The 12,772-nt window shown below is 70.6% G+C and carries 13 protein-coding genes; 10 read left to right on the top strand and 3 right to left on the bottom strand.

The genetic code is table 11. The features are described from left to right. Positions 1-93: 93 nt before the first annotated feature. From ACFYWI_RS26505 to ACFYWI_RS26515, 3 genes are all read left to right on the top strand, one after another. Complete coding sequence (locus ACFYWI_RS26505; RefSeq protein ID WP_389237166.1) at positions 94-744, top strand: hypothetical protein; 651 nt, start codon at positions 94-96, stop codon at positions 742-744. A 60-nt stretch (positions 745-804) separates the two neighbouring features. Then, positions 805-1,743 (top strand): class I SAM-dependent methyltransferase, encoded by a 939-nt coding sequence (locus tag ACFYWI_RS26510; RefSeq protein ID WP_389237168.1) that lies wholly within the window; start codon positions 805-807, stop codon positions 1,741-1,743. 119 nt (positions 1,744-1,862) lie between these two features. After that, on the top strand, positions 1,863-2,069 hold the full coding sequence (locus ACFYWI_RS26515) for a hypothetical protein (RefSeq protein WP_389237170.1): 207 nt from the start codon (positions 1,863-1,865) through the stop codon (positions 2,067-2,069). A gap of 84 nt (positions 2,070-2,153) precedes the next feature. Here the strand turns inward: ACFYWI_RS26515 and ACFYWI_RS26520 are convergent, their stop codons facing one another. Beyond that, entirely contained in the window at positions 2,154-2,897 is a 744-nt protein-coding gene (locus ACFYWI_RS26520; RefSeq protein ID WP_389237172.1) for an SLATT domain-containing protein, read from the bottom strand. Between the two features lie 315 nt (positions 2,898-3,212). On the opposite strand from ACFYWI_RS26520, the gene ACFYWI_RS26525 reads away from it, so the two are divergent. The 7 genes from ACFYWI_RS26525 to ACFYWI_RS26555 all read left to right on the top strand — a co-directional run bounded on the left by ACFYWI_RS26525 (position 3,213) and on the right by ACFYWI_RS26555 (position 9,702). Further along, on the top strand, positions 3,213-3,548 hold the full coding sequence (locus ACFYWI_RS26525; protein WP_389237369.1) for a YbaB/EbfC family nucleoid-associated protein: 336 nt from the start codon (positions 3,213-3,215) through the stop codon (positions 3,546-3,548). Positions 3,549-3,602: 54 nt separating this feature from the next. After that, positions 3,603-4,202, top strand: coding sequence for a recombination mediator RecR (gene recR, locus ACFYWI_RS26530; RefSeq protein ID WP_389237174.1), 600 nt, complete (start codon positions 3,603-3,605; stop codon positions 4,200-4,202). Continuing rightward, positions 4,195-4,854: a DUF5063 domain-containing protein gene (locus tag ACFYWI_RS26535; protein WP_389237176.1), complete on the top strand. Its 660-nt coding sequence runs from the start codon at positions 4,195-4,197 to the stop codon at positions 4,852-4,854. Before recR ends, ACFYWI_RS26535 begins: the two co-directional genes overlap by 8 nt. Positions 4,855-5,206: 352 nt before the next feature. Next, positions 5,207-6,478, top strand: a complete 1,272-nt coding sequence (locus tag ACFYWI_RS26540; protein ID WP_389237178.1) for an aspartate kinase — start codon at positions 5,207-5,209, stop codon at positions 6,476-6,478. Further along, a complete protein-coding gene (locus ACFYWI_RS26545; protein WP_389237180.1) occupies positions 6,475-7,533 on the top strand; it encodes an aspartate-semialdehyde dehydrogenase in 1,059 nt (352 codons plus the stop codon). The genes ACFYWI_RS26540 and ACFYWI_RS26545 overlap by 4 nt, the downstream gene beginning before the upstream one ends. Positions 7,534-7,942: 409 nt before the next feature. Beyond that, positions 7,943-8,518, top strand: a complete 576-nt coding sequence (locus ACFYWI_RS26550; protein ID WP_389237371.1) for a SigE family RNA polymerase sigma factor — start codon at positions 7,943-7,945, stop codon at positions 8,516-8,518. 71 nt (positions 8,519-8,589) lie between these two features. Further along, a complete protein-coding gene (locus tag ACFYWI_RS26555) occupies positions 8,590-9,702 on the top strand; it encodes a hypothetical protein (protein ID WP_389237182.1) in 1,113 nt (370 codons plus the stop codon). A 110-nt stretch (positions 9,703-9,812) separates the two neighbouring features. Here ACFYWI_RS26555 and ACFYWI_RS26560 read toward each other — a convergent pair whose 3' ends face one another. Both ACFYWI_RS26560 and ACFYWI_RS26565 read right to left on the bottom strand, forming a co-directional pair. After that, positions 9,813-10,568, bottom strand: a complete 756-nt coding sequence (locus ACFYWI_RS26560; protein ID WP_389237184.1) for an SURF1 family protein — start codon at positions 10,566-10,568, stop codon at positions 9,813-9,815. A gap of 238 nt (positions 10,569-10,806) precedes the next feature. Further along, a complete protein-coding gene (locus ACFYWI_RS26565) occupies positions 10,807-12,657 on the bottom strand; it encodes a prolyl oligopeptidase family serine peptidase (RefSeq protein ID WP_389237186.1) in 1,851 nt (616 codons plus the stop codon). Positions 12,658-12,772 lie beyond the last annotated feature (115 nt).

Consider the following 12,772-nt stretch of genomic DNA (forward strand, 5'->3'; position numbering starts at 1 on the left):
TTCGCGGAATGTACCCAGGGCACTACGCTGTCCCGACCATCGCACGAACGCCCCGTACGTGGCCGTACCTGTTGGAGAGAGCGAGCCGTTCCCTTGGCCTGTGACCTGTGGCTGGTCCCTCTTGTCGATGTGCTGTGTCACAGCCCCGACAACCCCTTCGCCGAAGAGATCGCCTCCTACGACAAGGCTCTGACGGACGCCGGTCTGCCGACCGTGCCCGTCTTCGCCTATATGCCGGGTCTGTCGGGAGATGTCGCTCCGGTGGCCGGATTCGACTACGACGCGCTGCACTTCCTGCGGCGCGCCTATCTGCTGCAGCTGTGCGGGCTGGCGGTGACGCCGGTCGACGAACTGGGCGGGGACTACGAACAGCTCCTGGAGATGTTCGAGACGACGGCCCAGCAGTCGCACCTGGTGTGGCACTACGACCACGCGGGCGCGTACGTCCCCGTGGACTTCGCCTCGCCCCTGTTCAACGACGAACTGCTGGCGGGCGGCGGCCCGCTGGGTTCCACGCAGGGACTGCTGCGTGAGCTGGAGTTCGTGGCCCCGTCGATCGGCATCGACCCGGCGAACCCGCCGGCCGCACCGGAGCCGCCACAGCACCCGACCTCCCTGGAGGAGCCGGCCGGCCCCATTCCTTACGACGAGAGCCCGTTCGCCCGGGAACGGCATGTGTGGCTGGGGCTGCACGCGGCGGCGACGCGGAGCCTCGGACAGGGCTCGATGATCATTTTCAGCTGATGTTCCCTGATCGTTATGAGTTGTTCAGGTTCCCGACATGCAGGGCCGGTTGGTCCGGGTATGTCGCAGACGAATACCCCGGCCGCGGGGGAGAGCGCGGACGAACTTCCCCGGCCGGAGAGGTTCGCGGACGTCAAGGGCTGGTTCTGGCCGGTCGACCAGCTGCTGTTCGACTGGTTCCTCGCGCGGCAGCGTGAGACGGACCAGAAGGGTGATCTGCTCGAGCTCGGCGCCTACCTCGGCAAGAGCGCGATCTTCATGGGGAGTTACCTGCGGGAGGGGGAGGAGTTCACGGTCTGCGACCTGTTCGACTCCCCGGCGCCGGACGACCCCAACAGCGCGGAGATGGACCGCTCGTACTCGACCCTGACGCGCCGCGCCTTCGAGGCGAACTATCTGTCCTTCCACGAGGCGCTGCCCACCGTGGTGCAGGCCCCGACCTCCGTGATCACATCCAAGGTGCGCCGAGCCGGCTGCCGCTTCGTGCACGTCGACGCCTCGCATCTGTACGAGCACGTGCACGGCGACATCGCGGCGGCGCGTGAGCTGCTGCTGCCGGACGGCATCGTGGCCTTCGACGACTTCCGGGCCGAGCACTGCCCGGGCGTCTCGGCGGCGGTGTGGGGCGCGGTGGCGACCGCCGGTCTGAAGCCGATCGTGATCTCGGGCAACAAGCTGTACGGGACGTGGGGCGATCCGGCACGGGCGCGGGAGGCACTGCTGGCCTGGCTCCGGACGCGGACGGACCTGTGGCACGGGGTGGAGGAGGTGGCGGGCCTGCCGCTGATCCGTGTCAGGGGGCCGAAAGCAAAGTCTCCGACCCCGCCGGCCTCCCGTCACGCCCCGTTCCCCGCCCCCGCGCCGGCCCCCTTCGCTTCCCCCGAGCCGGCGGCCCCAGGCCTTCTCCCCTCGGCGGCCCGCCGCGTGGCCCGCGACCTGCTACCGCCGCTCCTGACCCGTGCCCTGAACCGGGCCCTGGCCCCGTCGCGCCGCCGCTGAGCTCTCGCGCCCGGGGCGTGGTCCCCGGGCCGGCGGAACCTGCGCGGCCCGGGGTGCGGCACGGATCGCCGGGCCGGCCTTCCCTGGTCGCTGCTTCCCGGCCACCACACCCTGGCGGCATGGCCCCACTTCCCGAACGGGGCCGAATCTCCGGTCCCCGGTGGGGAGTCCAGGGGGCCGGGGCGTTGCCCCCGGCCCCCTGCGACTCCGCCCTGCACAGGCGCGCCGGCAACAGGCACAGGGTGGACGTCCCGCCCGACGGGCAGCGTGTCATCACGGCCCGTGGTGCCCGCAGCGCCTGGAAGTACATCTACTTCTCCAACTGACCCGCCTCGACGGGACCGGCCCTCGGGGCTGCGCACAGCGCGGCTCCGGGGGCCGCCCGCCGTGAGGCCCGCGTCGCCCGGTGCTCAGCGAGGCGACTCCGGGGGCCGCTGTCGCGGCATGTTCGGGCGCGTGCCCGGAGGCAGCGGGAAGCGGCCCTGGATGACACCCGGGGACGGCGAGCCGCTCTCGGGACGGGACGGCGTGCCCAGGGGCTGCGACACCCGCGGCGCGGGGCCCGCGCGGAAGTCGACCATCCAGTCCGCCGTCTCCGAGCGCACCAGCTCCGAGACGTCCTCCGAGAAGCGCCGCAGCACTCCCAGGCATCGCTCCGCCGCCTCGCTCGCCGTGCCCTCCGTGGGGCCCAGCACCTCCCGCACGCTCTCCGACGCCCAGTCGAACCGCAGCTGCTGCAGCCGCCGCTGCACGGCCTGCGCCGTCCCGACGTTCCGCATCCAGCCCGCCGTCAGCCCGAAGTACCGGTCGCAGCCCACGCACGCGGCTCCCAGCAGCAGTGACAGATAGCCCCACCCCGCCGCGCCGGCGACCACTCCCGCCAGGTCGAGCAGCGGAAGGGCCGCGCCGGTGATCGCGCCCAGTGCCGTACCGGCCCGCAGGAGCCGTGCGCAGCGCCGCTTGCGGACGCGGTCGGCCAGGTACCAGTCCGCCGTGCGCAGCGCGTCCGCCTCGACCCACCGGTAGAGCTCGTCCAGGCGCTCCGCCGGCTCGCCCCAGTCGCCCAGCGGGAACGCCCGCCCGGTCAGGTCACCCAGCGGCGCCTCGCCGCCCTCCTCCCGGGCCCCCCCGGGCTGCATTTCCGGCTGGCTCACCGGTGCACTCCTCTGCGCTCTGGTACTGACAACGTGCTGGCCAACGTGCTGACAACGTCCTCAAAAGATGTTGACGTTACACCCTGTGACGTACGGTGCGCTCGTGCGTTCTGATGCGCACGCTCTTCCTACCGCCGAATGGTGGGCTGTGGGCCTGGAAACCGGGTATTTCCGCCCGCACGTGGGTCTTGATCAGGTAGAGGAGGGCGGTTCCACTCACTCGAAAGAGTTGCCCCCGCGGGGTGGGGCGGCCCGCCCGGTGACCACGTAGGCTCGGCTTACCGAACAATCGTCGACGAAGTGCCAGGAGTGACCGTGATTCCCGGTGGTGGCCAGCCCAATATGCAGCAGCTGCTCCAGCAGGCCCAGAAGATGCAGCAGGATCTCGCCCGGGCCCAGGAAGAGCTGGCACAGACCGAGGTCGAGGGCCAGGCGGGCGGCGGGCTGGTGAAGGCCACCGTCACCGGCTCCGGCGAGCTGCGCGGCCTTGTCATCGACCCCAAGGCCGTCGACCCCGACGACACCGAGACCCTGGCGGATCTCGTCGTCGCAGCCGTGCAGGCGGCGAACGAGAACGCGCAGCAGCTCCAGCAGGACAAACTCGGCCCGCTCGCGCAGGGCCTCGGCGGCATGCCGGGTCTGCCCTTCTAAGCGTCACCTCCACCAACTACCGTTAGCACCAAGCACTCTCGGAGAGGCGTTCCGTTGTACGAAGGCGTGGTTCAGGACCTCATCGACGAACTGGGCAGGCTGCCCGGCGTCGGTCCCAAGAGCGCGCAGCGGATCGCCTTCCACATCCTGCAGGCCGAGCCCACCGACGTGCGCCGTCTCGCGCATGCGCTGCTCGAGGTCAAGGACAAGGTGCGCTTCTGCGCGGTGTGCGGCAATGTCGCCCAGCAGGAGCAGTGCAACATCTGCCGCGACCCGCGCCGCGACCAGTCCGTCATCTGTGTAGTGGAGGAGCCGAAGGACGTTGTCGCGATCGAGCGGACCCGGGAGTTCCGGGGCCGCTATCACGTCCTCGGCGGCGCGATCAGCCCGATCGAGGGCGTCGGCCCCGACGACCTGCGGATCCGCGAGCTGCTGGCCAGGCTCGCGGACGGCTCGATCACCGAGCTGATCCTGGCCACGGACCCCAATCTGGAGGGCGAGGCGACCGCCACGTACCTCGCACGCATGGTGAAGCCGATGGGACTCAAGGTCACGCGGCTGGCCAGTGGTCTGCCCGTGGGGGGAGACTTGGAATACGCCGACGAGGTCACGCTCGGGCGTGCCTTCGAGGGGAGACGACTGCTCGATGTCTGACGCCATGCTGCACGCCGTAGGCCAGGATCCGGACGACTTCGCGGTCCAGATCGCCGACTCGATCGAGTCCTTCATCGTGGCGACCACGGAGGTCGCGAAGGGCGACGAGCCCGACAGCGCGGTGCCGTTCCTGCTGCTGGAGGTCTCCCAACTCCTGCTGACAGGCGGCCGTATCGGCGCCCACGAGGACATCGTCCCGGACGACCGGTACGAACCGGACACCGGCCCGGACGCGGACGTGGACGATCTGCGTGAGCGGTTCGCGGTGCTGCTCGACCCCGTGGACGTCTTCTCCGAGGTCTTCGACCCGTACGAGCCGCGCAGGGCCCCGGTGGCCTGCCGGATCTCCGACAATCTCGCCGACATCGTCACCGACCTGCGCCACGGTCTGGCCCACTACCGTGCCGGCCGCACCACGGAGGCGCTGTGGTGGTGGCAGTTCTCCTACTTCTCCAACTGGGGACCGACGGCGTCCGCGACCCTGCGCGCCCTGCAGTCCCTGGTCGCCCATGTCCGCCTCGACCAGCCGCTGCAGGAGCTGGACGGCCTCGACACGGACGAGGACCTCGCCGAGGACGCCCTGGCCGAGGAGGCCGGCAGGGTGATGGTGGAGGAGATCGCGGGTCCACTGGGTCTGCGCCCCGCCCGCTGATCCGCTCACAAGGAAAGGCGCTCTCCCAACTCTCGTGCTGTGCAGCGCAGATGGCCGTGCGTGACGGGTTGCTCGCCGTGACGGCGCCGATTCGCCGCCGTCACCGGGGCGATCCGGCACCCTCACCGGAGGGATTTGCTCGGGTCGTGTGAGCCGGCCCACACTCCTGCGTAGTGCGCATCTGTCCGGGCAGGAACCGGTCCGAGCGGCCGCGGCACCTTCGTGTCCAGGGTGATCACAAAGTGAGCGGGACATCTCACGATGTGACATCACAGGGGCGAAGCGCGGCCGCTCGTTAAACTGAGCCGACGCAGTAATGACTACTGCACAAGAAACCGAGCGAGGAGCGCACGTGGGCCTTGTCGTGCAGAAGTACGGAGGCTCCTCCGTTGCCGATGCCGAAGGCATCAAGCGTGTCGCCAAGCGAATCGTCGATGCCAAGAAGAACGGCCACCAGGTGGTCGTCGTGGTTTCGGCGATGGGCGACACGACGGACGAGCTGATCGATCTCGCCGAGCAGGTATCTCCGATGCCGGCCGGGCGCGAATTCGACATGCTGCTGACCGCGGGAGAGCGGATCTCCATGGCCCTGCTGGCCATGGCGATCAAAAACCTGGGCCACGAGGCCCAGTCGTTCACCGGCAGCCAGGCAGGTGTCATCACCGACTCGGTCCACAACAAAGCGCGCATCATCGATGTCACGCCGGGCCGGATCCGTACCGCGCTGGACGAGGGCAACATCGCCATCGTCGCCGGTTTCCAAGGGGTGTCGGCGGACAGCAAGGACATCACCACCCTCGGTCGCGGCGGTTCGGACACGACCGCCGTCGCCCTCGCGGCGGCGCTGGACGCCGAGGTCTGTGAGATCTACACCGACGTCGACGGCGTCTTCACCGCCGACCCCCGGGTCGTGAAGAAGGCGAAGAAGATCGACTGGATCGCCTTCGAGGACATGCTGGAGCTCGCCGCCTCCGGCTCGAAGGTGCTGCTGCACCGGTGCGTCGAGTACGCACGCCGATACAACATTCCGATCCATGTCCGCTCGTCCTTCTCCGGACTGCGCGGCACCTGGGTCAGCAACGAGCCGCAGGGAGACCAGCAGGTGGAGCACGCCATCATCTCCGGAGTCGCCCATGACGTCTCCGAAGCCAAGGTCACGGTTGTCGGTGTGCCGGACAAGCCGGGCGAGGCCGCGGCCATCTTCCGTACGATCGCGGACGCCGAGATCAACATCGACATGGTCGTCCAGAACGTCTCGGCGGCCACCACCGCCCTGACCGACATCTCCTTCACCCTGCCCAAGACGGACGGGGCCAAGGCCATCGACGCCCTGGAGAAGGCGAAGAGCGCGATCGGTTTCGACTCGCTGCGCTACGACGACCAGATCGGCAAGATCTCGCTGGTCGGCGCGGGTATGAAGACCAACCCCGGCGTCACCGCCTCGTTCTTCGAGGCGCTGTCGGACGCGGGCGTGAACATCGAGCTGATCTCCACCTCGGAGATCCGTATCTCGGTGGTCACCCGCGCCGACGACGTCAACGAGGCCGTGCGCGCCGTGCACACCGCCTTCGGTCTGGACAGCGACTCCGACGAGGCGGTCGTCTACGGAGGCACCGGGCGATGATCCGTAAGCCGGCGCTCGCGGTCGTCGGAGCGACCGGGGCGGTCGGCGCGGTGATGCTCCAGATCCTGTCGCAGCACGCCGACATCTGGGGCGAGATACGACTCGTCGCCTCGCCGCGCACGGCCGGCCGCAAGCTGGCCGTGCGCGGCGAGGAGTGCGAGGTCGTGGCCCTGGGGGAGGACGCGTTCGCCGGGATCGACGTGGCGCTGTTCCTGGTCCCCGGCGAGGTGTCCGCGCAGTGGGCGCCGGTCGCTGTCGCCCGGGGTGCGGTGGTCGTGGACAGTTCACCCGCCTTCCGGATGGACCCGGACGTCCCGCTGGTCGTGCCCGAGGTCAATCCGCATGCCGTACGGGTCCGGCCGCGCGGCATCGTCGCAAGCCCGCACGACACCACGCTGGCCATGGTTCCGGCGGTGGGGGCGCTGCACGCGGAGTTCGGGCTGCGCGAACTGGTCGTCTCCTCCTACCAGGCCGCCAGTGGCGCCGGGCGCGAGGCCGTGGCCGCGCTGCGCGCCCAGCTGTCCCTGGTCGCGGGGACCGAGCTGGGCGTGGGACCGGGAGACGTACGACGTGCGGTGAACGACGACATCGGGCCGCTGCCGGCGCCGCTCGCGCTCAATGTGGTGCCGTGGTCCGGGACGCACCAGGAGGGCGGCTGGTCCTCCGAGGAGCTGGGGCTTCGGGCGGAGACCCGCAAGATCCTCGGGCTGCCCGGGCTGCGGGTGACCGCGACCTGCGTCCGCGTGCCCGTGATCACGACCCACTCGCTGTCGGTGCATGCGCGCTTCGAGGCCGAGGTCACGGTGGGGCGGGCGCACGAGATCCTGGCGACCTCGCCGGCGGTGGTGCTCTACGACGACCCGGAGGCGGGCGACTTCCCTACGCCGGCCGATGTGGTGGGGACCGATCCGACCTGGGTGGGGCGGGTGCGGCGGTCGCCGGACGACGCGTGCGCGCTGGAGCTCTTCGTCTGCGGGGACAACCTGCGCAAGGGATCCGCGCTGAACTCGGTTCAGATCGCGGAGGCGGTGGCCGCCGAACAAGCGGCAGGGTGAACCGCCCGGCAGGGCGCCGAGTGCACCGGCGTGGCGAGGGCTCATGCCCGCGCAGGATCCGAACTTTGTAGGATCTATGGACACCCTGTGATCAAGTTCAAGGTCTGTACCACTTGAACTGGGACGTCAGGATGTTCGACTATTCGCTTTCCCCTTGCTGCAACCGGTAGTTGGGCGGGGAGCGTCTTTGCGGTCGCCTCGATGCGGTGTCGCGACAAATGGGGCATTAGGGAAGAAAAGTGCGCATGAGGGCGAACCGTTCACCGTCAAAAGCGGTGGCGTACGCGTACAACCCTGACGGGGGGAAGCGTGTCCAACAGGCGTGGCAGAGGTACTCGACATTGCAAGGGCAGCTCCGGTCCGCGGCGTTTCCATGCGTCCGGTCCGCAAGATGCGCCCGCCCGGCGGCATGCCGGTGATCGCACCCATGCCCGCTCCGCGCACCACCGGCGTCCCCGCCCAGCGACAGGGTGCTGACGACGCCATGACCGCAGGCACCACCGTCGACCACCTCACCGAGACCTACCGCGCCCACTACCGGTCGCTGCTGGGCCTCGCGGCCCTGCTCCTGGATGACACCGCGTCATGTGAGGACGTGGTCCAAGAGGCCTTCATCCGCGTCCACTCCGCCCGCAAGCGGGTGCGTGAACCGGAGAAGACCCTTGCCTACCTGCGGCAGACCGTGGTCAACCTCTCCCGCTCCGCGCTGCGCCGCCGCATCCTCGGGCTGAAGCTGCTCTCCAAGCCGATGCCGGACATGGCGAGCGCGGAGGAGGGTGCGTACGACCAGCTGGAGCGGGACGCGCTGATCAAGGCGATGCGCGGGCTGCAGCGACGCCAGCGTGAGGTGCTGGTCCTGCGGTACTTCGCCGACATGACCGAGGCACAGGTCGCCGAGACCCTGGGCATATCGCTGGGCTCGGTGAAGGCGTACGGCTCACGGGGCATCGCGGCGCTGCGCGTCGCCATGGAGGCCACGGCATGAGCGGGCACAGGAACAGGTTTGAGCAGTACGGGCCGGACGGGCCGTTTGACGACCGGACTGGGAACGAGATTGTGAACAACGGGCCGGACAAAGAGCTGAGTGGCGGCCGGGGCGCACCCGAACCCGGTGACGCGGGAGCGGATGGGACGGGCGACGGCGCGGGCTTCGATGGCCCGGACGACCCGGGTGACGGCCTGGGCGGGGAGGAAGCGGCCCTGCGCAGGATGCTGCACGGCGTCGTCGATGACCTCGAGCCGTCCAACGGTGCGCTCGACCACCTGCGCAGAGCGGTCCCCGCACGGCGCGCCCGCAAACGGCAGGCGCTCGTCGGCATGGCGGCCGCGGCACTGCTGATCGGCACGGCGGTGCCCGCCTTCGTCCATGTGGCGGGCACCGGCGGCAGCGACAGCGCCAACCCCGTCAACGCCGGACACGGCGAGCAGGCACAGGGCGGCACCGGCGAGGCTCCGGGCGTCGCGGGCGGCGGCAAGGGAACCGACGGGCCTTCCGCCGGCAACCAGGGCGACGAGCAGAACAAGGGCGACAAGACCGCAGAGCCGGGCGAGCAGCCCACCGGCGCCGCGGACGGTGCATCGGGCGCGGCCGAGTCTCCGGGCACCGCCGGCCAGGACGTGCCGGTCTGCGACTCCGCCCGGCTCGTGGTCGTGTCGGCGCAGACGAACGCGCCGGACGGCGAGGGCAAGGTGTACGGCACCTTCCGTATCGCGAACAACTCGTCGACCGACTGCGTGATCGGCACCGGCACTGTCGACTTCCAGGCGGCAGGGGCTGCCGATCCGGCCAGGATCAACATGGCGAACCATGTCACGGGCGATGCGGCGAGCGGACTGCCCGACCCCTCCCAGGAGGTCGGCGCTCTGGTGATGAAGCCGTCCGCGGCCTACGAGGTGAAGTTCGCCTGGGTGCCGTCCGACACCTGTCCCACCGCCAACCCCTCGCCCGATCCCTCGCCCACGGACGGAGATTCCTCGGGTACGGGTACCGGTACCGGCACGACGGGTGACAACACCGCGGCGCAGCTGGTCGCGGAGGACGGCGGGACACAGGACGGCAGTGTCGTGGTGATCCACACCGCCCAGGGCGGTGCGGCGAGCGCCCAGACCACGATCCCGAACGCCTGCGCGGGAACGATCTACCGCACGGGACTGCTCCCGGGACTGTGATGGTGCGCCACGCGTGAGAGGCGACGATGCGCTGCGCGTGAGGGGGCGGGACCGCGACTGCGGTCCCGCCCCCTCATCCGTTGTCCGGCGCTGTCCGGACAACCGGCGGCTCAGACTGTCTCCGGCTCCAGGCCCAGCTGCCGGTCCCTTGCCGCCTCGGCGTCGCGCCGTACGAGCCGGAACCACATGAAGAGCACAAAGCCGGCGAACGCGAACCACTCCCCGGTGTAGCCGAGGTTCTGGAACGCCTTCAGATCCAGCCCGCTGTTCTGCGGTGCGGCCGCCGGTACGGCGGTCAGCGCGCCGTCCGCCTCGCTGAGCGTGATCCACGCGTCGTACACGTTGTCCGGCACCATGTTGACCAGCGCAGCCGCGCTGATCATGCCGAGCTGCCCGCTGGGCAGCCCGCCCGAGGCATGCACCCCGTCGGTGCCCACGGTCTCCGACGCCTGCAGCGCACCGGTCACCGTGACCTCACCCGCCGGCGCGGCGGGGACCCTGCCGCCCTCGGGGAGCCAGCCGCGCACCACGGGCAGCGTCCGGCCGCCGTCGGTCCTGAGCAGCGTCAGCACGTACGCGCCGCGCTTGCCGTCCAACTCCCGCTCCGGCACGAGGAACTGCTTCCCGTACCGCCCGGTGGCCGTCGCCTTCCGGCCCGACGTCTCCTTGTCGACGGGCAGCAGCTCGTCGAGGGGCAGGGCCTGCCGCTGTCGCGCTCCGGTCTGCTGCTCCGCGGCGCGGTGGCTGTCGACGCGGTCCTCGAACCGGCCGAGCTGCCACGACCCCATGAAGATGCAGAAGGGGATCGCCAACACGACGAAGACATTGATCCCCCACCAGCGGGGCGTCAGCAGGAAGCGGTACACACCCCCACGGTACGGAACCCGGCCACTGCGCCCTGTCCCGGGTCCGGGCCGCCGCACTGTGGTCCTCACCACCCGTCGAGGAGCCGCGCCACCGGGGCGGGGAGTACCTGTCGCGCCACCGGGGCGAGGGGCCGTGCCGCGCCACGGTGGCGAGGGGCCGTGCCGCGCGGGCGCGGAACCCCTGCCGTGAGGCCCACAGGGCAACCACCTGCCGCCCCGGCGGCGACCGCCTGCCGCGCTATCCCAGGTGCCTCCCCGCGAACTCGATCTCCAGCCGCACCTGCTTGATGCGCTCCTCGACCACCAGTGAGCCGTGCCCGGCGTCGTACCGGTACACCTCGTGGACCGCGCCGCGCGCCGCCAGCCGGTCCACGTAGTTCTCCACCTGGCGGATCGGGCAGCGAGGGTCGTTCACCCCTGCCGAGATGTAGACCGGGGCGCGTACCGCGTCGACGTATGTCAGCGGGGACGAGGCCGCCCAGCGGTCGGGGACCTCCTCGGGGGTGCCGCCGAGGAGCGTGCGGTCCATGGACTTCAGCGCCTCCATCTCGTCGTGGTACGCCGTGACGTAGTCCGCGACCGGCACCGCGGCCAGGCCCAGCGCCCACGCGTCGGGCTGGGTGCCGAGCCCGAGCAGTGTCAGATACCCGCCCCATGAGCCGCCCGCCAGGATCAGCCTGGCCGGGTCCGCGAGCCCTGAGGCCACCGCCCACTCGCGCACCGCTGCGATGTCCTCCAGCTCGATCAGCCCGACCCGGTGCTTGAGGGCGTCCGTCCACTCCCTGCCGTACCCGGTCGAGCCGCGGTAGTTGACCCGCACCACCGCGTACCCGTGGTCGAGCCAGGCCGCCGGTCCGGCGGCGAACGCGTCGCTGTCGTGCCAGGTCGGGCCGCCGTGGATCTCGAAGACGGTCGGCAGTGGACCGGTCGCCCCGGCCGGCCTCTGCACCAGCGCGTGGATACGCCCTCCGGGCCCCTCCACCCACGCGTCCTCGACCGGGACCGACTCCGGAGCCTTCATCCCCGGAGGGTCGAGGACGACGGCGCCCTCGGTCGAGCGCACCTGCGGCGGCAGGGCCGCGGACGACCAGAGATACTCCACCGCGCCTCCAGCACAGTCCCCGGCGTGGGAGGTGCCCCCAGGACGGGCGCTCGCGCCCGAGATGGAACCCCTCGGCGTCTCGATCCGCGTCAGCTCGTGCGCCGTGAGGTCGTAACGCCACAGCTCACCGCGCGCCTCGAAGCTGTGCGCCACCAGCAGCCCGGAACCGTCCGGGTACCACTCGGCGCTCACGTCGCCGGGCAGATCGATCGCCAGGTCGGTCTCCTGACCGGAAACAACGTCCCAGATCATCGGCTCCCAGCGGCCGCGACGCTGATGCCCGACGAGCAGCCGGGTGTCCCCGTCGACCGGCGCGAAGCCGAGGGCCTCGAGTCCGAGCTCCACCGTGCCGTTCTTGGTGTCGTCCAGCTCGGCCACCACCGTGCTGTCCAGGCGCATCACGCGCAGCGCGGAGTGCATCGCGTCGCCGTGCTCGGTGTGCTCGATCGCGAGCAGCGTCCCGTCGTGCGACAGATCGCCGACTCCGGCCGACTCGCGGTGCCGGTAGATCTCCGTCGGCGCCGCACCCGCCCGTACGACGTGGATCGTGGTGCCCTCCTCGTCGGTGGAGCGGCCGATCACCGAGGTGCCGTGCCGGCCGATGGCCAGCCCCGCCGGATAGGAGGCATCGAGGCCGGGGGCTGCGGGCTCGTCGTCGCCGCCGCCGAACGGCTGGCGCATCCAGATGCCGAACTCGTCCCCATCGGTGTCCGAGAACCACCAGATCGCCTCGCCGTCCGGCGTGAGCACGCCGTCCGTCGTGCCGTTCGGCCGGTCGGTCACCTGGCGCTGTGCGCCGGTCGCCCGGTCCCAGGCGTACAACTCGTATGTCCCCGTGGCATTCGAGACGAAGAGGGAGCGGTCGGGCGCGTCCTCGGCCCAGTCGGGCAGCGAGACGCGCGGTGCGCGGAAGCGCTTCTCCCAGTCGGGCACCGCAGGCTCGATGGGCAGGTCGGACGGGTCGGAGGTGGTGGCTGCATTGCTCATGCCCCCATGAAACCGGAAATCGTTCGCGCCATCCTCAGCCTGTGGATAACTTCTTGACCATGTACTCTCACGCCCCCCGACTCGCGCGAGGGCTATCGTTCCCGCCGGCCCCACC

The organism is Streptomyces sp. NPDC002889, assembly GCF_042888425.1.
GTDB lineage: Bacteria > Actinomycetota > Actinomycetes > Streptomycetales > Streptomycetaceae > Streptomyces.

Coding starts and splice junctions, on each gene's coding strand:
- ACFYWI_RS26510 (WP_389237168.1), top strand. CDS start 805: ATGTCGCAGACGAATACCCCGGCCGCGGGGGAGAGCGCGGACGAACTT.
- ACFYWI_RS26515 (WP_389237170.1), top strand. CDS start 1,863: ATGGCCCCACTTCCCGAACGGGGCCGAATCTCCGGTCCCCGGTGGGGA.
- ACFYWI_RS26535 (WP_389237176.1), top strand. CDS start 4,195: ATGTCTGACGCCATGCTGCACGCCGTAGGCCAGGATCCGGACGACTTC.
- ACFYWI_RS26545 (WP_389237180.1), top strand. CDS start 6,475: ATGATCCGTAAGCCGGCGCTCGCGGTCGTCGGAGCGACCGGGGCGGTC.
- ACFYWI_RS26550 (WP_389237371.1), top strand. CDS start 7,943: ATGCCGGTGATCGCACCCATGCCCGCTCCGCGCACCACCGGCGTCCCC.
- ACFYWI_RS26565 (WP_389237186.1), bottom strand. CDS start 12,657: ATGAGCAATGCAGCCACCACCTCCGACCCGTCCGACCTGCCCATCGAG.